Source organism: Lentiprolixibacter aurantiacus (genome assembly GCF_026241225.1).
In the GTDB taxonomy this organism is placed as follows: domain Bacteria; phylum Bacteroidota; class Bacteroidia; order Flavobacteriales; family Flavobacteriaceae; genus Lentiprolixibacter; species Lentiprolixibacter aurantiacus.
This window is the reverse complement of sequence record NZ_JAPFQP010000003.1, coordinates 288,440-306,378: the sequence shown is the minus strand read 5'-3', so window position 1 is coordinate 306,378 and position 17,939 is coordinate 288,440. Positions and strand designations below refer to the sequence as shown.

The window sequence follows — 17,939 nt, the reverse complement described above, 5'->3', positions numbered from 1 at the left end:
GAGTTCTGTCACTTAATTTTTGCGACTCTTTTATTACCGCAATACTTAAATAATAGACCTTAAAAAAACCCGCCTATTTAGGAGGGTTTTTTGCAAGTTGCTTAAAAAAAGAAATTGTAAAAGGCTATGGGTCCTTTAATTAATTGCTTTTTTCGAATTGAACCAATAACTAATACCGGCTGTAAAATAAAAGGTACTCTCGAGATCTTCTTCGAATACTGCCTCTTCTGTGGTAATAGTTGCACTACTTTGTGGTAATGCCAAAACAGGTGTAAAGGAAAATATGAAATGATTATGCTGGTATTGCATGGGAAGTCCCACTTCGATGCTCAATACTTTGAATTTAGAGGCTTCTTTAATTTCCACTGAGGTGGGGGTCAAAGGGTCTGAGGTGCCGGTCCCTGTTCCCTGTCCTTTCCGGTTTCCTAACCTGCTGGTATTGTAATATTCCTCATAAAAATATTGCGATCCCGCATATATCGTTAGTGTCGGATCAATTACAAAACTATTATCATTGCTGTAAATGGCCTTGTCCAGCATCAGTCCGGCAAAAATATCTGCTGAACTCCCATTGTTGAAGAAGGTGCTGGCTAGTAGTGATAAGTCTATTATTTTCAGGTCATAGGTAAGGAATCCTGAGAGATCTCCAACGGTTTCTGACCTTACATTATAACTGTCCTCATTATAAAAATAAGCTGTTCCCGATATTCCAGCCTGCCATCTTTCCCATTCAAACACGAATCCGGCACTAATTAAAAATAAATCAACACGGTTTTCATCAGAACTGGTAAGGTATGACAGGGAGGCATTCGCAAAGAACCCCGATTTGTCAAAGTAACCAATTGAAGGAAAGATATATGGGGCGGCTATTGAATCTCTCCTTCCCATAAATACAGCATCATTGATGTAGCTGATATCGGTTAGAAAGAAAGATTCGTCACTAGCGGTTATTTCTGATGCGGTATTCTTCCCGTTCTGTGCGATAAGTGCCATTGGCAGGAATAATATAGCCAAAATCCAGGGATTTAAGTAGTAACGCATGGATGAGAAGTTTAAAAAGAACGACGGGTTAAAAGGATTGGATGTTTCACCTTCGCTTTAACCCGTCTATCCCAATTTATTTAGTTGTGCTTTTTTTCCTCGTTGTTTTTTTTAAACCTTTATTCATCATCTTTTTGGTCCCAATCATTTTTTTCTGGGAGATCATTTTTCGATGCTGATAGGTGTTTTTAAACATGGCACCATCCATATTGATGCATTCACCATCTTTTAAACGCAGTTGCTTACGTTCCTGGTTCTGGTAGCTGCCATCGGGATTTACAATTATACCGTCTCCGAGATTTACCTGATCCTGAATGCGGTTTTGTTCGCGGTTCCTGATCTGAAAGGCTTCCCCCTCTATCATCATGATCTGGTATCTGTTCTGGTTCCGTTCCTGGATTTGAGCCTGGGCAAGGCCTTTGTTTTCTTGTTGTACTTTGTACCTGTACTGGTATTCATTTCGGTATTTTACCCCGTCACTATCCAGACATTCCCCGTCACGCAATCGAAGCCTTTCGCGATCCCTGGTCATATAAGTTCCATCGGGATTAACAACGGTGCCGTCGTTTAAGGTTATGGGTTCTTGTAAACGTATTTGGTCCCTATCCCTTATCTGAAGGACGTCACCATCTACCATCATTAATCGATCCTGATCCCGGTCCTGGACCTGATCCCGGTCCTGGGCGGTAAGCGCAGTAGTTCCTAGAACTATAAATGCGGCTAGTAATAATACTTTTTTCATTGGAATAAGTTTTATAATAAATAATAGGATAAAAGTATAAGCCATGTTGGCCAAATGAAATGATCTGTGTCATATGGTTCCGGAATCCGGCATAGCACGGAAAATTTTAATACCTCAAATATTCCTGATCCGGCGCCATTCGTAACCTCTTAACACGGAATTCAAAGCTTTTCATCCTTAATAAGAACTTAGACTTTTTCCATTTTAGGCTGAAATGATTTATGTCATTGACCTTGCTTAAGTTGACGGCGGTCATTTTACAGGTAAGCACTGATTATTAATATTGGTCAATCTATTTACACTAGAAGAGTAGAGTGGAAATGGATAGTTGCAAATTGGGAAAGTGAATTGTTAAACTAAATAATATAGTTATGAAAAAATGTCAAGTATTCCTGTTAAGTGCATTGGGCGCTTTTTTACTTCTTATACTAGCCCAATGTACAGAGGAAGAAATAATTACGGAAGAAGTAATTGTTGAAAACATCATTCGGGATACCCTATCATTAGCTGAAATGTTGGAAGACGTTACTCCCTTGGTTTTTGATGAAGAACCAACAGCAGGGAATAACCTTTCCTTCCCGGTTATTTGGTCGGATGGCTTTGCCAAAACCCTGAGGGAACCCCCAGTACCTGGAGAAGTCGTACTGGAAGGAGAATGGTGGTATGTTTGGGGAGAGGATCCTATTGACCCTTCTGCCCCTGTATTTAGCTGTATGCCAAATAGTCTAATGCCTTCCTTATGTGCAGACGGGACTGAACCTGGAGACGGAACCAGTACCGTATACAGGGCATACATTCAGAAAGTAGAATCTAATGTATGGCAGGCAGACAATTTTTACGCTACTGAACCCGTGAATGTTGATATTATCGATTGGGGTGATAATCTTGAATCCATTGATTGGGGTATCAACTCTATGGTGCGTGTAGAAGTAGTATTATATGAAAATCTTGCTACGCCAGCGGTGGAATATGCTATGAGGCATGTGGATAGCTGGGGTATAGATGAAATTCATGGATTGCAAACAGAACTGGATTCCACTGTTCTTTTTGGACCCGGAACACAAGCAACGGTTTATTCGCACAATGCGCGACTCACCATCCAGAAATTAAATGTTCCTCATGATTCAATCAGTCCGGAAGATTTAACCTGGGATTCCGATCTGAAGATGTGGACCGAGGCCCATGGACAAGGAGGAGAGGATTTGATAAATGAACCCATATTAAATCAGGCAGTGTATGAGGCCGAAGATGGGCCTGGATATTACAATGCCGAAGTGAATGTAAAGGGTAAAATTATTTATGGTTATACCTGGAAGGTAAGACACCTCAATGAAGATGTTGGTGACTATCGAATAACATTTAGCCTTGACCAGGATGGAGGAATGGTGGCATTAAATACCTTTTTTGATGAATTCACAGAAATCTTCTACGCAGTAGAAGAGGAAGATGCTAAGATAGCTTCTACAGCACATGAAGATGATGGTGAAGGTGACGATGGCGAACAATCCAAAGGTGGTGTAGCCAAAATTGATCCGGTAAATAATCTTACCTATATGGACATCACTCTGAAAGAAGGCGGCGGCGGCCAAGGTGGTGGCGGCGGCAGTGGCCAGGGTAATTGCGGCGGCAGCGGCGGCGGCGGCGGTGGCGGCGACCATCATTAAACAAAGCCAATGAGTTTTATCTTGTTTTAAATAATAATGAAAGCACCCACTTGGGTGCTTTCTTGTTCCTCTTATGTATTCCCTGAAAGCAAAAATCCCTGCTTTTTAGCAGGGATTTGTACTTGATCGTGACCCGGCTGGGGCTCGAACCCAGGACCCTCTCCTTAAAAGGGAGATGCTCTACCAACTGAGCTACCAGGTCTTTTTCCGCGCTCGCGCTTGGAGGGTGCAAATATAATATCTATAATTTATTTTTCAATCCTAATTAAAACATAAATTCGGCTTTTCTTTGATTTCCCTCCTTTTTGATTCATTTTTGCCAAAATCCAACGAATGAAAATTGTCCTTCTGGGATATATGGGGAGCGGCAAATCAACCGTAGCCAGGCTTTTGGGGGAGAAACTCAATCTCCAGGCCATGGACCTGGATACCCTTATTGAATCAGAGGCCGGGCAAAGCATCCCTGAAATTTTCAAAGAAAAAGGAGAGATCTATTTCAGGAAAATGGAGCATCAGGTGCTGAAAGCGATACTGGAATCTGATGGTCCTTTTGTTCTGGCCCTTGGGGGAGGGACACCTTGCTACAGTGGGAATATGACGCTTATTTTGCAGGCCACCACCCAGGTTTTCTACCTCAAAATAGGGATACCTGCTTTGGTAGAAAGGCTTAGTAGTGAAAAGGAAGACCGCCCCTTAATCAGTCACCTGCCTGATGAAGAGCTTCCTGAATTCATTGGGAAACACCTTTTTGAACGCCAGCCTTTCTACATGCAGGCGCCTCATATCATTAAAAGTGATAACAAATCGGTTCAGGAAATTGCCAAGGAAATTACCGGGATACTAATCTAAATATACCCCGTCATTTTTGCTTTCAAAGGTAACCTCCACGTGTTCTTGCAGGGAGGTAGAGAGGGATATCCCTTTGAAATCTGCTTTGACCGGATATTTTTTGTGGTTGCGGTTTACCAGCACGGCAGTCTTCAATTTTTTCAGTGGGGTTTGCAGGAAATGGTGCACTCCGTAGATCAGGGTGGTTCCTGAATTCAATACATCATCCACCAGAACAACTGATTGATTGGTATAATCAGCTTCGGCAAGAGAGGTTTTTACCCCACTTCCCAGTGGATTTTTTTTATCCATCTGGACTTTGCAGAGCACAATCTCTGCATCCGTGATCTTTCGAAGTACCCTTTGGATCTTTTTGGCAAATTCCAATCCTCCGCCAACGATGCCTGCCAGGATAATTTTGTCTTCATCCACATTGGTCTCGTATATCTGGTATGCGATACGCCTGATCTTATGTTGAATCTGCTGGTGCGACAAAATGCGGTTGGCCATGATAGCTGCTTTATTTCTCAAAGATAAAAAAGAGTTCTTTACCTTGTCTAGGCGGAATAGAATTATGGGCCCGCTCCAGTTTTTGAATTGTAAAACTATCCCGGAACAGCTCATGGTACTCCTCAGCACTGCCACCGAATGGCGGACCCGAATCGGACAGGGGAAAATCAAAAAGCAGTCCGACCAGGATTCCTCCCGGTTTAAGCAGCTCATACATTTTTTTTACGTATTGGGGCCTAAGCCGGGGGGCCAGTGCGCAAAAAAAGGTTTGCTCAAGAATAAGGTCGAACTCCTTTTCTTCTATCTTGAAATAATCATTCTCCAGCAAATGCTCCGGTGGAAAATCCGGACATACTTCACCAATATGCCGGAGCGGTTGTGAAGCAATGTCCACCACATATGTCTCTTTGAAGCCATTTTCATGTAAATAACGGGCTTCATAGCCCCTTCCTGCACCAGGGATGAGTATTTTAAGGGAAGTGTCATCCAACTGGTCTACATAGGTTTTGATAGGGGTAGAAACATATCCGATATCCCATCCCAGTTTGTTTTCCAGATAGCGTTCTTCCCAGTAGTTTTTATCAAGTTTCATCCAGGTAGTCTTCAATATCCCGACGGTCTTTCTTCGTTGGTCGCCCCGTGCCTTTTTTCCGATAGTGGTCCTTAGCGTGCTGAAGCAGTTCATTGTGTTTAAGGGCTTCTTCAGGAGTGGTGTCCTTGCGATACAGGTTTACCAGCTTTGCGCCGACACGACTATCAGGAATGCCTAAAACTTCAAGCTGATAATCGATCTGGTTCTTTCGGACAATGATTTTGTCTGAAGGGTAGACTTCTCGTGAAGGTTTAACCACCTGTTCGTTTATTCTAACCTGGCCCTTCTGGCACGCCGTGGTAGCTATGCTGCGCGTTTTGAAATACCGTGTGCACCATAAGAACTTGTCTATTCGCATGTCCAGGCAAAATGTTTGTTAAGGACTTCAGCAAAAATAGGGGAAAATTGTATCTTGCGGCACCCAAAAGCAGTGTAATGCAGGTATTGAGAGCATTTTTTACAGTGGCCTTAGTGGCCGTACTTTTTTCTTGTAACAATGATGATGACGGAAATTTCAGCGTGGCTCCCCCGAGATTGTTAAGCGAGGTGGCTACAGAGGATGCGGCAGCGCTCCAGGAGTATCTTTCCACGCATTTTTACAATTATGAGGATTTTGAGAATCCACCAGCAGACTTTGATTATCGCATTGTCCTGGATACCATAGCCGGCGAAAATACCGACAAGATTGCCCTGATAGACAGGCCTGAATTGAAATCTGTTACCGTTACCATAGAATCTGAAGATTTTGGTCTTGATGCTGGTGAAACGGTAGATCACACCATGTACTACTTATCTGCGAGGGAAGGGGTTGGCGGTACTCCTACAAGGGCAGACTCAACTTTTCTGAAGTATGAAGGCAGTCTGCTGAACGGTTCTGTTTTCGATGCAACTTCAACCCATGTCTGGCAATACCTCCCTTTTACCCTTAGGGGATATCGTGAAGGGGTGTCCAAATTTAAGACCGGGGATGATATTATTGTGAATCCTGACGGCACAACGGCTATTTCCAATGCTGGGGTGGGAGTTATGTTCATTCCTTCCGGACTGGGATATTTCAATACGATTATTAATGGTATACCCAGTTACTCCCCTTTGATTTTCAAAATTGAAGTGGGCTTGTATGTGGAGAACACAGACTACGACAACGATGGTATTCCTTCTATTCTGGAAGACCTGGATGGCGATGGAGATGTTACCAATGACAATACAGACGTAGAGCAGGAGCGCAACTTTCGATTGCTAGAACTGGCTAACCATGTGGATAGCGATGATGATCAGGACGGAACGCCAACAAGGGATGAAATAATTATAGACGAATTTGGTAATCTCACTTTCCCTGATGGGGATGGGGATGGTATTCCGGATTACCTCGATCGGGATAATCCCTAAAAAAAGTCCCCTGCTGTAGTAGCAGGGGATTTCTTTTTATTACGTTTTTTTCTTATTCAGATTGATAGACAAGCTCAGGATTAACTGGTCCGGACGGGTGTCCAGTCTATCTTCAACCGATGTGATGTTTCGGTTTATAAATCGCGCTTCATTTTCACTAAATCCGCGTTCATATCTCAAATCCAGCCCAATGCCGCCAAGATTCACTCCCACACCAAAATGCAGGCCTACCGAGAAATCGTTTTCGATATCATCTATGGATATGCCATCAAATTCCGTATCCAGGATATACTGAAAGGCAGGTCCGCCAAAAACGTGCAGAGGTCCAATAACCTTTGTCCCAACCAGTACAGGGATATCGAGTTTGCTCATGTCAAAATCATTCCCACTGTAATCAGACTTGGTTTTGGTGTATATGATCTCCGGCCTCAGGTAAACCTGGTTCCCCAATTTCCCGTAGACACCAATATGATAGCCTACATTGCGGTCAGGGTTTTCTGCAGCGGTTTGCGTGGCTTCAATATAGTCGCCATTGGAATTGTAGTTTAAACCAGCTTTGATACCGAATCCGGGACCTCTTTGCCCCAGGGCAGCCGTGGTCATACCAACCAGGGCCACTAAAAGAAGTGTTTTTTTCATAAGATGTTCGTTTAATTGGCTAAAGGGCATCAAAAAAGATGCCGCTTATTAAGCCTTTCGTTTCAACACCTGTAGAACGGCCTCTTCTATGGCTTTATTGTTCAGCCCGTATTTTTCCATAAGTTGTGCAGGTGTACCACTTTCACCGAAAGTGTCCTGAGTGGCTATAAATTCCTGTGGAGTAGGATTATGCCTGGAAAGGGTGCGTGAAATACTTTCTCCCAGACCGCCCAGATAATTGTGCTCCTCAGCTGATACAATGCAGCCTGTTTTTGCTACAGATTGCAACAACGTTTCTTCATCCAGGGGTTTAATGGTATGGATATTCAGTACTTCGGCACTGATTCCCTGATTATTCAGGTTTTCGGCTGCAACAAGTGCCTCCCAGACGAGGTGGCCTGTAGCCGCGATGGTAACATCTGTCCCCTCCTGAAGCACTAAAGCTTTGCCAATTTCGAAGGATTGATTTTCCGGAGTGAAATTAGGTACTTTGGGCCTCCCAAATCTGAGGTAAACGGGACCGTGATGTTCTGCTATGGCAAGAGTGGCCGCCTTGGTTTGGTTGAAATCGCAAGTGTTGATTACCGTCATTCCGGGGAGCATCTTCATAAGGCCTATATCTTCGAGGATCTGGTGTGTTGCCCCGTCCTCACCGAGAGTCAGCCCGGCGTGGGAAGCACAGATCTTTACATTCTTGTGAGAATAGGCAATGGATTGCCTTATCTGGTCGTATACCCTTCCGGTAGAAAAGTTGGCGAAGGTTCCGGTAAAGGGAATATATCCGCCAATGGTAAGCCCTGCGGCGATACCCATCATATTAGCCTCGGCAATACCCACCTGAAAGAAACGGTCTGGATTCTCCGCCATAAAGGTATCCATCTTCAAAGACCCTATTAGGTCAGCGCATAGGGCAACCACTTTATTATTTTTTCTGCCCAGTTCTGTAAGTCCGGCCCCAAAGCCACTTCGCGTATCTTTTTTCCCCTGATCTGTATATTTTTTCATCAATGCTGAATTCCTAAAATTAGTAGTCCCCTATAGTTTCCGGATTTTGTGCCAGAGCAATTTCCAGTTGTTCATCGTTAGGGGCTTTCCCGTGCCATGCGTGCGTATGCATCATGAAATCCACGCCATTACCCATAACCGTTTCCAGCAAGACACAGACAGGTTTTCCTTTTCCGGTATGCTGTTTCGCTTTCCGCATTCCTTCAAGGATGGCTTCAAGATTATTGCCTTCTTTGATCTCCTGCACATCCCATCCAAATGCTTCAAATTTGGCCCTGACATTGCCAAGGGACATCACCTCCTCGGTAGGACCGTCTATCTGCTGTCCGTTCAAGTCTACAGTAGCGATAAGGTTGTCTACTTTTTTGGCTGCAGCGAACATAATGGCTTCCCAGTTCTGCCCTTCCTGCAGTTCTCCATCTCCATGAAGGCTGTAGACGAGGTGAGGGTCCTTGTTCAGTCTTTTCGCCAGGGCAGCACCAATGGCTACAGACATCCCCTGTCCCAGTGAGCCCGAGGCAATCCTTACACCGGGTAAGCCTTCGTGAGTAGTTGGGTGCCCCTGCAACCTGGAGTTGATCAGCCTGAAGGTGTTGAGTTCGTCCACCGGGAAATAACCCCTTCGTGCCAGGGTACTGTAATACACGGGAGAGATATGTCCATTGGACAGGAAAAACAAGTCTTCGCCTATCCCATCCATATCAAAATTTGTTTTTATTTCCAGGATCTCATGGTAGAGGGCTATGAAAAATTCGGTACAACCCAGGGAGCCCCCCGGGTGACCAGAATTCACCTTGTGAACCATCCTGACAATATCCCGCCTGGTCTGGGTTACCAGGTCCTGCAAAGGGTGTTTTTCCGGCATGCTGATGCGATTTTTATTGTCGCCAAAAGTAAGTCCTTAGGTTGGCTTCTACAACAGGAGTTATTAGTATTTATTAACGGAAAAGGGGGTTCAAACTTTATTGAAACCTTAAGGAAAAGCTTTGGGCAGGATGACTATCTTTGTTCATTCAAATTTCGAATTGGAATTTTCATTACAACATAAGGACCTGAGGAGTAAGGCCAGGGCAGGGATTATCACCACGGATCATGGGGAGATAAAGACCCCGATTTTTATGCCGGTAGGCACGGTGGCCTCAGTTAAAGGTGTACATCAAAAGGAATTGCGCGAGGAAATAGATCCGGATATCATCCTGGGAAATACCTATCACCTGTACTTGCGGCCCAAACTTGAAGTGCTAAAGGCTGCCGGGGGTTTGCATAAATTTATGGGATGGGACCGCAATATCCTTACAGACAGTGGGGGTTATCAGGTCTATTCCCTGTCGGCCAACAGGAAGATCAGGGAGGAAGGGGTGAAATTCAAATCGCATATAGACGGTTCCCTCCATATGTTCACCCCCGAAAATGTTATGGAGATACAACGTACTATAGGTGCAGACATCATCATGGCCTTTGATGAATGCACGCCCTATCCCTGCGATTACGAATATGCCAAACGCTCTATGAAGCTTACCCATCGCTGGCTGGACCGGTGCATGGCCCATTTGGAGAAACTTCCCTTTGAATATGGTTACGAGCAAGCCTTCTTTCCTATTGTTCAGGGTTCAGTTTACAAAGACCTGAGGATACAGTCGGCCGAATATATAGCCGAAGCCGGTGCCCCCGGGAATGCCATCGGAGGCCTATCGGTAGGCGAACCGGCCGAAGAGATGTATGCCATGAGCGAAGCGGTTTGTGATGTTCTGCCGGAAGACAAACCCCGCTATCTGATGGGTGTGGGTACCCCAATCAACATCCTTGAAAATATTGCCCTGGGGATTGACATGTTCGATTGTGTGATGCCTACCCGTAATGCGAGGAATGGCATGTTGTTCACTGCGGAGGGTACGATTAATATCAAAAACAAGAAATGGGAGGCAGATTTTTCCCCCATTGACCCACAGGGGACTACCTTTGTGGACCGGGAATACAGCAAGGCCTATCTCCGCCACTTGTTCGCTGCTAATGAATATCTTGGCAAACAGATCGCTACAATTCACAATCTGGGTTTTTATCTTTGGCTTGTGAGAGAAGCGCGTGAACGGATTATTCAGGGAGATTTCGCAGCATGGAAGTCCAAAATGGTTAAGAACATGGATAAACGTTTGTAATTGTGACCATACTCGATAGGTACATACTAAAACGTTATCTGGCAACCTTCGGTATGATGTTGTTGCTGTTCATTCCTATTGGGATCATGCTCAACCTGGCTGAGCAGATTGGGAAAATGATCGACAATGAGGCCCCGCTGAACGAAATACTGATATACTATCTCAATTTCACCATCTATATTGGACACCTCCTGTTTCCCATATTCCTGTTTTTATCCATTATCTTTTTTACCTCAAAGCTCGCCAGCAATACGGAAATAGTCGCTATTCTCAGTTCCGGTGTGTCCTATGGCCGTTTTCTCCGTCCTTACTGGATAGGGGCCACCATCATTGCTATCATCATGTTCTTTATGGGTATGTTCATTGTGCCAAATGCAAGCAAGGGATTTAATGAATTTAAATTCAAGTACCTCAAAAAGGGCAAGCAGGACAGGGTTACCAGCAATATATTCAATCAGCTGAACGAGAATGATTTTATCTATGTAAGCAGTTTTGACCCGGCACGGAAAATTGGCTATAATTTCACTTTTGAACGTTTCAACGAAGACCAGGAACTGGATTATAAGATCTCCGCAGCGAACATTCGTTGGGTTGACAAGGACAGCGTTTACCGGCTAACCAATTACAACAAGAGAGACTTGCGCGGTGAAAATGAAGTGCTGGAAACCAAAAGGCGTCTGGATACCCTTTTTACCTTTAAGATAGAAGACCTGACACCGGTGTCTTATATCGCTGAGACCAAAAACCTGTTTGAGCTCAATACCTTTATCGCCGCACAGAGGCGTAAAGGAGCTTCCAATATTAATTCCTATATCATGGTGAAATACAAACGCTGGGCCCTGCCGGTTGCGGCGTTTATCCTGACGATAATAGGAGTAGCGGTCTCCTCAGTGAAGCGCCGGGGCGGGATGGGCGTTAATCTGGCTTTCGGGATTGGCGTGGCCTTTATTTATATCTTCTTCGACAAAGTTTTCGGGACCCTTGCGGAACAATCGGGATTTTCTCCCCTGCTGGCAATAATAATCCCCAATCTTGCATTTGGTGTCCTGGGTATTTATCTCCTGCAAAATGCCAAAAGATAACCTCAGGAGTTATTTGCTGCTCCACTCCATTGTTTTTATCTGGGGGTTTACGGCAATCCTGGGAAAGCTCATTTCCATTGATGCCCTGCCGCTGGTCTGGTATCGAATGGGGCTGGCCTCGTTGATTATTTACGCCTATATACGATTTAAAGGCTTCAGCCTCAGGGTGAGTACGAAAACCTTCCTGATTCTCATCATAGCGGGAATGACGATAGCACTGCACTGGGTAACCTTTTTCATGGCAATCAAGGTTTCCAATGTTTCCATAGCACTGGCGACCATGTCCACGGGTGCTCTGTTTACTGCCTTTCTAGAACCCATCTGGTATGGCCGTAAATTCATCTTATACGAACTTCTTTTCGGAATCCTTGTAATTCTAGGGCTATACATGATATACAATGTAAATTCAGAATACGGTTTTGGTATTTTGCTTGCGCTGGTATCTGCCTTGTTAGGGGCTGTTTTTACATTGATCAACGGGCAGTTGATCAAGAAGCATAAACCGGCTACCATCTCCTTTTACGAACTAAGCAGCGGTGGGTTGTTTATTACTTTATTACTTGGGTTTCAGGGAGCGTTTAACGCGGAATTCTTCGCACTGAGCGGGACTGACTGGATATACCTGCTCATCCTCGCTTCCATATGTACGGCTTTTGCCTTTATTGCAGCGGTTAAAATTATGCGTTTTGTAAGCCCTTACACGGTGATGTTAACCATTAATATGGAGCCTGTTTATGGGATCCTGATGGCATATTTCATATTCGGGGAAAGCGAAAAGATGAATGTTTACTTTTACCTCGGAGCTCTGGTGATACTTATCACAGTCGTGGCAAATGGTATCCTGAAGAACAAAGGGGCAAAAGAAGCTCCCTAGGGTTTGTATTTATATTTATATTTGCTTGCTAGACTGACTAATTGAAAAAATACCCATGGAATACCTGGAATTTGAACTACCCATAAAGGAACTGGAAGAACAGTTAGAAAAATGCCAGATCATTGGCGAAGAGAGTGAGGTTGATGTAACCGAAACCTGCCGTCAGATTGAGAAAAAACTGGATGAAACCAGGAAGAATATTTACAAAAACCTTACCGCCTGGCAGCGGGTTCAGCTTTCCAGGCACCCTAACAGGCCTTATACGTTGGATTATATCAGGGCCATTTGCGGGGATACCTTTTTGGAATTACACGGAGACCGTACGGTTCGGGATGACAAGGCGATGATTGGCGGATTGGGCAAGATTGGAGACCAGAGCTTTATGTTCATTGGTCAGCAAAAAGGATATAATACCAAAACCCGGCAATACCGCAATTTTGGTATGGCCAATCCGGAAGGATACCGCAAAGCACTAAGGCTGATGAAATCTGCGGAAAAATTTGGGATCCCTGTGGTTTCCTTTATAGATACCCCCGGTGCTTACCCCGGCATTGAGGCCGAAGAAAGGGGACAGGGAGAAGCCATTGCAAGGAATATCCTTGAAATGACACGCCTCAAAGTACCTATAATTGTGGTGATAATTGGTGAGGGTGCTTCTGGTGGAGCTCTTGGAATTGGCGTTGGAGATTCCGTGCTTATGCTTGAAAATACCTGGTACTCAGTGATCTCCCCTGAATCCTGCTCTTCAATTCTCTGGAGGAGCTGGGAATATAAAGAACAGGCTGCGGCCGCACTAAAATTGACGGCCACGGATATGAAGCGACTTAAGCTAATTGACGAGATAGTAAAAGAACCTGTGGGCGGTGCTCACCGCAATAGGGAAAAGGCTTTTGACATTGTGAAAAATAAGATCGTCAAGCGCTACGGTGAACTGAAAAAGTTATCACCAGAGGAGCTGATCCAATCCCGAATGGATAAGTACTCTCAGATGGGCGTATTCAACGGCTAAGTAATCTGTTTATCAGACATCCTCAAAATTCCGGATAAGAGCCCGGCAGCTTTTTTTCGGTTATAAACATATTTTTGTAACTTATTAACACCGTTATTGTTAACTACCGGTGAATATCACTAACTGGGATTTAAAGTTAACTATAGGTTAAATCCCTACTTTCGCAAAGATGGATAAAGCAAGCCCTATACTTGGCCATAAAGTTGGCAAAACTTCAGTCATTTCCCTGGAGAAGGGAAAAATACCACCTCAAGCTGTTGATTTAGAGGAGGTTGTGCTTGGGGCTATGATGATTGACAAAAAAGGTGTGGATGAGGTAATTGACATTCTGCACCCGGATGTTTTTTACAAAGATGCCCATCGCTATATTTACGAAGCGATCTTCACGCTATTTGAAAGCAGTGAACCGGTTGATTTATTAACCGTTTCTGCCCAGTTAAAGAAGTCTGGGCGCCTGGATCAGGTTGGAGGTGATTTTTACCTGATCAAATTAACCCAGAAAGTAGCTTCTTCAGCCCACATTGAGTTCCATGCCAGGATTATTCTTCAAAAATACATCCAGCGCAGCCTGATCAAGATTTCCAACGAGATTATTGAAACCGCCTATGATGAGGCGACAGATGTTTTTGATCTGCTGGACAATGCCGAGGCGAAATTATACGAGGTAACCCAGGGTAACCTAAAGAGGTCGGCTGAAACCGCTCAGAATCTGGTCATTATGGCCAAAAGGAAGATTGAGGAGATTTCTAACAAAGAGGGTTTAAGCGGTATTCCTTCAGGATTCGACAAGGTAGACCGGCTCACTTCGGGATGGCAGCCAAGTGACCTGATCATCATAGCAGCAAGGCCGGGTATGGGTAAAACAGCCCTAACCCTTTCTATGGCCCGGAATATGGCGGTTAATTCCAATATCCCGGTGGCATTCTTTTCCCTGGAGATGTCTTCCGTCCAGTTGATCACCAGGCTTATTTCATCAGAGACAGGCCTGTCCTCGGAGAAATTGAGAACCGGCAGGTTGGAAAAACACGAGTGGGAACAGCTTAATGTCAAGGTAAAGGCCCTGGAAAAAGCCCCTTTATTTATAGATGACACCCCATCGCTTTCAATTTTTGACCTCAGGGCTAAGGCGAGGCGACTGGTATCCCAGCATAAGATTAGACTGATCATCCTGGATTATTTGCAATTGATGACTGCAGGGGGCAGTCAGAAAGGAGGTAACAGGGAACAGGAGATTTCTACGATTTCCCGAAACCTCAAGGCATTGGCCAAGGAACTGGATGTGCCGGTAATAGCACTGTCCCAGCTTTCACGTGCCGTGGAAACCCGGGGAGGAAGTAAAAGGCCTATTTTATCAGACCTCCGTGAATCCGGAGCTATAGAGCAGGATGCCGATATCGTATCTTTCATCTACCGCCCGGAATATTATAAGATAGATGAGTGGGACGATGAAGAACGAACCCCTACACAGGGACAGGCAGAATTCATAGTAGCCAAGCATCGTAATGGAGGTTTGGATAATATTCGGTTAAAATTCATTGGCCAACTGGGTAAATTTGATAACTTGGATGACTTTGATTCTCCATTTGAATTCCAATCCAAGATGAATGCAGATGGGGAAAACCCGTTTGTAGCAAAAAGTTTCCCATCTGCAGACGAAGCTTTTGGAAGCGCGATGAATGATGATGACCTGGATCCGGATGATAATGACGTCCCCTTCTAAATCCTTAGGAACAAACTTCCTTAGGACCATTTCCTGTTTATTTAAAAAGAACTTGTGGGTACTGGTATTCTGTTTCACAATAAATGCCGGGGCTTCAGTCATCCTTATCCCCATGGATGCCGAGAGTCAGGAAAACCACCTGAAGGCATACGGTATTACCTACTGGGTATTGAGCCAGCAACAAAAGGTTCAGTGGTTGCTCAATTACAGGGGTGGTTCATTTTTGCTCCCGGACGGCGAACGGATACGTAAGGAGTGCCAGATTCGTGGGGTTTCCTTTGAAGTGCTTTCTGATGGTCAGGCCCAGGGGATTCTGGATGCCATTAACAGTCCTTCCCAGAATCAGGATGCTGTTATCCTGGAAAAGGCACCTAAGATTGCGGTTTATTCCCCGAAGGGCAATCAGCCCTGGGACGATGCGGTGACTATGGTCCTTACCTATGCCGAGATCCCTTATATTACCTTGTACGATGAAGAGGTTCTGGATAACAAACTGGCTTTGTACGACTGGCTGCACCTGCATCACGAGGATTTCACCGGACAGTATGGAAAATTCTATAGTGCCTACCGGGCTACTCCCTGGTATATAGAGGGGAAGAAGAACGCGGAAGAACTGGCGGCCCGCCTGGGGTATAGCAAGGTTTCCGAAGAAAAACTTGCCGTTGCCATGAAGATTCGGAACTATGTGATCGGAGGTGGATTTATGTTCGCAATGTGCTCGGCTACAGATAGTTTTGATATTGCACTTGCCGCCGAGGGCGTGGATATCTGCGAACCCATGTTTGATGGGGACCCTTCGGACGCCAACTACCAGAACAACCTTGATTTTAGCAAGACCTTTGCCTTTACCAATTTTACGCTCGAACGGAGTCCGCTCCGCTATGAGTTTTCTTCCATAGACATGACCCGGAAACGGGATAATGTACCAAGGGATTCCGATTATTTCAGCCTGATGGAGTTTTCAGCCAAATGGGATCCCGTTCCCACCATGCTTACCCAGAACCATACGGCTCTGGTGAAGGGTTTTATGGGTCAGACAACGGCTTTTAATCCCAATGAGATCAAACCTACCGTTATGATCCTGGGAGAAAACAAGCTCAATGGGGAAGCCCGGTATATTCACGGAATAAAAGGAAAAGGTTTTTTCACTTTCTACGGGGGTCATGATCCGGAAGACTACCAGCATCGTGTGGGCGATCCCAAGACCGAACTCGAACTACACCCCAATTCTCCAGGTTATCGTCTTATCCTGAACAATGTTTTGTTTCCGGCAGCCCGCAAGAAGAAACAGAAAACCTGAGACTAGTTTAGCTGGGCTAACAATTGTTCCAGAATACGCTCCACACCCATTTCATTGTTACTCAGAGTGGTGTAGCGCGCTGCACGCAAAATATTCGGGTGTGCGTTAGCCATAGCAAAGCTGAAGGAAGCCTGACCAAGCATTTCGAGATCGTTGTTGTAGTCGCCAAATACCATAGTCTCCTCCCTGGAAATCCTGTATGCTTTCTGTATACGGGAAAGCGCAAAGCCTTTATGAGCATTGGGATGAGAAAGATCCAACCAGTTTTCTCCGGAAACCTTAACCTTTAATTCGGATTCAAATTCCCTTACCGCGGGATACAGGTAGGTTTCAGAACCATCGTAATGGAAAACGGCAATTTTCATTACCACCCCGTCGAACTCTTTTAGATCTGACAGTAATTCGAAACGGGTATAGTACTCCTTCAATTTCTCCTGGAAATCTGCATGACTTTCCAGCACATAGGCATTGTCCTTGCTGCAAAGCACAGGTTTAGCTCCCTCAACCCGGGTTACCACATCCAGTATCTGGTTTATCATTTCGGGCTGAAGAGGCGTGCTCAGGATTTCCTTTCCCCTGTCCGTTACAAAACCACCATTCTCAGCTATGATAAAGATTTCATCCTTGATAGGAGCAAGTTTGTCGGCTATGCTATTGTGCTGCCGACCACTGGCAGCGGCAAAGTGAACGCCTTTGGCCTTAAGGGCGCTATAGAGTTCAAAAAAATAAGGACTCACCTGGTGATCCTTATTCAGTAAGGTCCCATCCATATCGGTAACTACCAGTTTTACCCGAGATAAATCCATTTGATACTTTAAGTTAGGCACAAAGGTATTTTTTATGATTAAATTTCCGCTATCTAATTGTCAATATTACCCTTAATAGTAAGCCATGAAATTCTTTCAGCGTGAAGTACGTCTCAGATCTTATCCCAGGGGCTTCCATTTGATCACAGATCAAATACGCCTTGAGATTCCTGAAATTAGAGACATCCAAATAGGTTTCCTGCAGGTGTTTATTAAACATACTTCAGCAAGTTTGTGCCTGAATGAGAATGCGGATCCTACAGTAAGGGACGATTTTGAAAGCCATTTCAACGTATTGGTTCCCGAGGATGCTCCCTATTATGTACATACATATGAAGGCCCGGATGATATGCCGGCTCATATCAAGAGCGCATTATTAGGGGCGCAGGTTCAGGTTCCGATTACTAATGGTAGGCTGAACCTGGGGACCTGGCAGGGCATATACCTCTGTGAACACCGGGACCAGGCAAGTGGAAGAAAACTGGTTCTAACGGCCTGGGGAACCTAACTTACCGCAGTTATTCCAAGTGTCAGCCATAGCCCTTTTTGAAGTTGAATTTAAGATAGCAGATTATAGTTTTA

At 44.8% G+C, this 17,939-nt stretch carries 19 protein-coding genes and 1 tRNA gene; 10 read left to right on the top strand and 10 right to left on the bottom strand.

What is annotated here, in order from left to right:
- Window positions 1–135: 135 nt before the first annotated feature.
- Both OO016_RS10820 and OO016_RS10815 read right to left on the bottom strand, forming a co-directional pair.
- Complete coding sequence (locus OO016_RS10820; RefSeq protein ID WP_266013584.1) at window positions 136–1,041, bottom strand: hypothetical protein; 906 nt, start codon at window positions 1,039–1,041, stop codon at window positions 136–138.
- A gap of 76 nt (window positions 1,042–1,117) precedes the next feature.
- A complete protein-coding gene (locus OO016_RS10815) occupies window positions 1,118–1,783 on the bottom strand; it encodes a DUF6799 domain-containing protein (protein ID WP_266013582.1) in 666 nt (221 codons plus the stop codon).
- A gap of 371 nt (window positions 1,784–2,154) precedes the next feature.
- Between OO016_RS10815 and OO016_RS10810 the strand changes: the two genes are divergently transcribed.
- Window positions 2,155–3,447 carry a hypothetical protein gene (locus OO016_RS10810; protein ID WP_266013579.1) on the top strand — a complete coding sequence of 431 codons (1,293 nt, stop codon included), beginning with the start codon at window positions 2,155–2,157 and terminating at the stop codon, window positions 3,445–3,447.
- Between the two features lie 129 nt (window positions 3,448–3,576).
- Here the strand turns inward: OO016_RS10810 and OO016_RS10805 are convergent.
- Window positions 3,577–3,649 (bottom strand) — tRNA-Lys (locus OO016_RS10805).
- Between the two features lie 131 nt (window positions 3,650–3,780).
- Between OO016_RS10805 and OO016_RS10800 the strand changes: the two genes are divergently transcribed.
- Window positions 3,781–4,296, top strand: a complete 516-nt coding sequence (locus OO016_RS10800; protein ID WP_266013577.1) for a shikimate kinase — start codon at window positions 3,781–3,783, stop codon at window positions 4,294–4,296.
- Here the strand turns inward: OO016_RS10800 and OO016_RS10795 are convergent.
- From OO016_RS10795 to OO016_RS10785, 3 genes are read right to left on the bottom strand one after another with little or no spacing between them, the layout of a single operon-like run.
- The gene (locus OO016_RS10795; protein WP_266013574.1) at window positions 4,288–4,785 is read right to left on the bottom strand and encodes a phosphoribosyltransferase family protein; all 498 of its coding nucleotides are present in this window, start codon (window positions 4,783–4,785) and stop codon (window positions 4,288–4,290) included. The two genes, OO016_RS10800 and OO016_RS10795, sit on opposite strands and share 9 nt — an antisense overlap.
- Window positions 4,786–4,795: 10 nt before the next feature.
- Window positions 4,796–5,377, bottom strand: coding sequence for a methyltransferase domain-containing protein (locus OO016_RS10790; protein WP_266013571.1), 582 nt, complete (start codon window positions 5,375–5,377; stop codon window positions 4,796–4,798).
- Window positions 5,367–5,735, bottom strand: coding sequence for an RNA-binding S4 domain-containing protein (locus OO016_RS10785; protein ID WP_266013568.1), 369 nt, complete (start codon window positions 5,733–5,735; stop codon window positions 5,367–5,369). The genes OO016_RS10790 and OO016_RS10785 overlap by 11 nt, the downstream gene beginning before the upstream one ends.
- A gap of 77 nt (window positions 5,736–5,812) precedes the next feature.
- On the opposite strand from OO016_RS10785, the gene OO016_RS10780 reads away from it, so the two are divergent.
- On the top strand, window positions 5,813–6,766 hold the full coding sequence (locus OO016_RS10780) for an FKBP-type peptidyl-prolyl cis-trans isomerase (protein ID WP_266013565.1): 954 nt from the start codon (window positions 5,813–5,815) through the stop codon (window positions 6,764–6,766).
- A 39-nt stretch (window positions 6,767–6,805) separates the two neighbouring features.
- On the opposite strand, the gene OO016_RS10775 is transcribed toward OO016_RS10780, so the two are convergent.
- The 3 genes from OO016_RS10775 to OO016_RS10765 are packed head-to-tail and all read right to left on the bottom strand — an operon-like array spanning window position 6,806 to window position 9,275.
- Complete coding sequence (locus tag OO016_RS10775; RefSeq protein WP_266013562.1) at window positions 6,806–7,405, bottom strand: porin family protein; 600 nt, start codon at window positions 7,403–7,405, stop codon at window positions 6,806–6,808.
- A gap of 48 nt (window positions 7,406–7,453) precedes the next feature.
- Window positions 7,454–8,410 carry a transketolase family protein gene (locus OO016_RS10770; protein WP_266013557.1) on the bottom strand — a complete coding sequence of 319 codons (957 nt, stop codon included), beginning with the start codon at window positions 8,408–8,410 and terminating at the stop codon, window positions 7,454–7,456.
- A 19-nt stretch (window positions 8,411–8,429) separates the two neighbouring features.
- Entirely contained in the window at window positions 8,430–9,275 is an 846-nt protein-coding gene (locus OO016_RS10765) for a transketolase (protein ID WP_266013554.1), read from the bottom strand.
- Between the two features lie 130 nt (window positions 9,276–9,405).
- Between OO016_RS10765 and tgt the strand changes: the two genes are divergently transcribed.
- From tgt to OO016_RS10735, 6 genes are all read left to right on the top strand, one after another.
- Window positions 9,406–10,566 carry a tRNA guanosine(34) transglycosylase Tgt gene (gene tgt, locus OO016_RS10760; protein ID WP_439649327.1) on the top strand — a complete coding sequence of 387 codons (1,161 nt, stop codon included), beginning with the start codon at window positions 9,406–9,408 and terminating at the stop codon, window positions 10,564–10,566.
- Between the two features lie 2 nt (window positions 10,567–10,568).
- Window positions 10,569–11,648 (top strand): LptF/LptG family permease, encoded by a 1,080-nt coding sequence (locus OO016_RS10755; RefSeq protein WP_266013552.1) that lies wholly within the window; start codon window positions 10,569–10,571, stop codon window positions 11,646–11,648.
- Window positions 11,635–12,522 carry a DMT family transporter gene (locus OO016_RS10750; RefSeq protein ID WP_266013550.1) on the top strand — a complete coding sequence of 296 codons (888 nt, stop codon included), beginning with the start codon at window positions 11,635–11,637 and terminating at the stop codon, window positions 12,520–12,522. The genes OO016_RS10755 and OO016_RS10750 overlap by 14 nt, the downstream gene beginning before the upstream one ends.
- Before the next feature lie 55 nt (window positions 12,523–12,577).
- Entirely contained in the window at window positions 12,578–13,531 is a 954-nt protein-coding gene (locus OO016_RS10745; RefSeq protein WP_266013548.1) for an acetyl-CoA carboxylase carboxyltransferase subunit alpha, read from the top strand.
- A gap of 169 nt (window positions 13,532–13,700) precedes the next feature.
- Window positions 13,701–15,251, top strand: a complete 1,551-nt coding sequence (gene dnaB / locus OO016_RS10740) for a replicative DNA helicase (protein ID WP_266013546.1) — start codon at window positions 13,701–13,703, stop codon at window positions 15,249–15,251.
- 112 nt (window positions 15,252–15,363) lie between these two features.
- A complete protein-coding gene (locus OO016_RS10735) occupies window positions 15,364–16,551 on the top strand; it encodes an asparagine synthetase B (RefSeq protein ID WP_266013892.1) in 1,188 nt (395 codons plus the stop codon).
- 2 nt (window positions 16,552–16,553) lie between these two features.
- On the opposite strand, the gene OO016_RS10730 is transcribed toward OO016_RS10735, so the two are convergent.
- Window positions 16,554–17,378 (bottom strand): HAD family hydrolase, encoded by an 825-nt coding sequence (locus tag OO016_RS10730; RefSeq protein WP_369413851.1) that lies wholly within the window; start codon window positions 17,376–17,378, stop codon window positions 16,554–16,556.
- A gap of 64 nt (window positions 17,379–17,442) precedes the next feature.
- Here OO016_RS10730 and OO016_RS10725 point away from each other — a divergent pair, with 64 nt between their 5' ends.
- Window positions 17,443–17,865 carry a secondary thiamine-phosphate synthase enzyme YjbQ gene (locus tag OO016_RS10725; RefSeq protein WP_266013543.1) on the top strand — a complete coding sequence of 141 codons (423 nt, stop codon included), beginning with the start codon at window positions 17,443–17,445 and terminating at the stop codon, window positions 17,863–17,865.
- Window positions 17,866–17,939 lie beyond the last annotated feature (74 nt).

Excerpts from the sequence above, each read along its gene's own strand:
- OO016_RS10820 (WP_266013584.1), bottom strand. The coding sequence starts at position 1,041 with ATGCGTTACTACTTAAATCCCTGGATTTTGGCTATATTATTCCTGCCA.
- OO016_RS10815 (WP_266013582.1), bottom strand. The coding sequence starts at position 1,783 with ATGAAAAAAGTATTATTACTAGCCGCATTTATAGTTCTAGGAACTACT.
- OO016_RS10810 (WP_266013579.1), top strand. The coding sequence starts at position 2,155 with ATGAAAAAATGTCAAGTATTCCTGTTAAGTGCATTGGGCGCTTTTTTA.
- OO016_RS10800 (WP_266013577.1), top strand. The coding sequence starts at position 3,781 with ATGAAAATTGTCCTTCTGGGATATATGGGGAGCGGCAAATCAACCGTA.
- OO016_RS10795 (WP_266013574.1), bottom strand. The coding sequence starts at position 4,785 with ATGGCCAACCGCATTTTGTCGCACCAGCAGATTCAACATAAGATCAGG.
- OO016_RS10790 (WP_266013571.1), bottom strand. The coding sequence starts at position 5,377 with ATGAAACTTGATAAAAACTACTGGGAAGAACGCTATCTGGAAAACAAA.
- OO016_RS10785 (WP_266013568.1), bottom strand. The coding sequence starts at position 5,735 with ATGCGAATAGACAAGTTCTTATGGTGCACACGGTATTTCAAAACGCGC.
- OO016_RS10780 (WP_266013565.1), top strand. The coding sequence starts at position 5,813 with ATGCAGGTATTGAGAGCATTTTTTACAGTGGCCTTAGTGGCCGTACTT.
- OO016_RS10775 (WP_266013562.1), bottom strand. The coding sequence starts at position 7,405 with ATGAAAAAAACACTTCTTTTAGTGGCCCTGGTTGGTATGACCACGGCT.
- OO016_RS10770 (WP_266013557.1), bottom strand. The coding sequence starts at position 8,410 with ATGAAAAAATATACAGATCAGGGGAAAAAAGATACGCGAAGTGGCTTT.
- OO016_RS10765 (WP_266013554.1), bottom strand. The coding sequence starts at position 9,275 with ATGCCGGAAAAACACCCTTTGCAGGACCTGGTAACCCAGACCAGGCGG.
- tgt (WP_439649327.1), top strand. The coding sequence starts at position 9,406 with ATGACTATCTTTGTTCATTCAAATTTCGAATTGGAATTTTCATTACAA.
- OO016_RS10750 (WP_266013550.1), top strand. The coding sequence starts at position 11,635 with ATGCCAAAAGATAACCTCAGGAGTTATTTGCTGCTCCACTCCATTGTT.
- OO016_RS10745 (WP_266013548.1), top strand. The coding sequence starts at position 12,578 with ATGGAATACCTGGAATTTGAACTACCCATAAAGGAACTGGAAGAACAG.
- dnaB (WP_266013546.1), top strand. The coding sequence starts at position 13,701 with ATGGATAAAGCAAGCCCTATACTTGGCCATAAAGTTGGCAAAACTTCA.
- OO016_RS10735 (WP_266013892.1), top strand. The coding sequence starts at position 15,364 with ATGGATGCCGAGAGTCAGGAAAACCACCTGAAGGCATACGGTATTACC.
- OO016_RS10725 (WP_266013543.1), top strand. The coding sequence starts at position 17,443 with ATGAAATTCTTTCAGCGTGAAGTACGTCTCAGATCTTATCCCAGGGGC.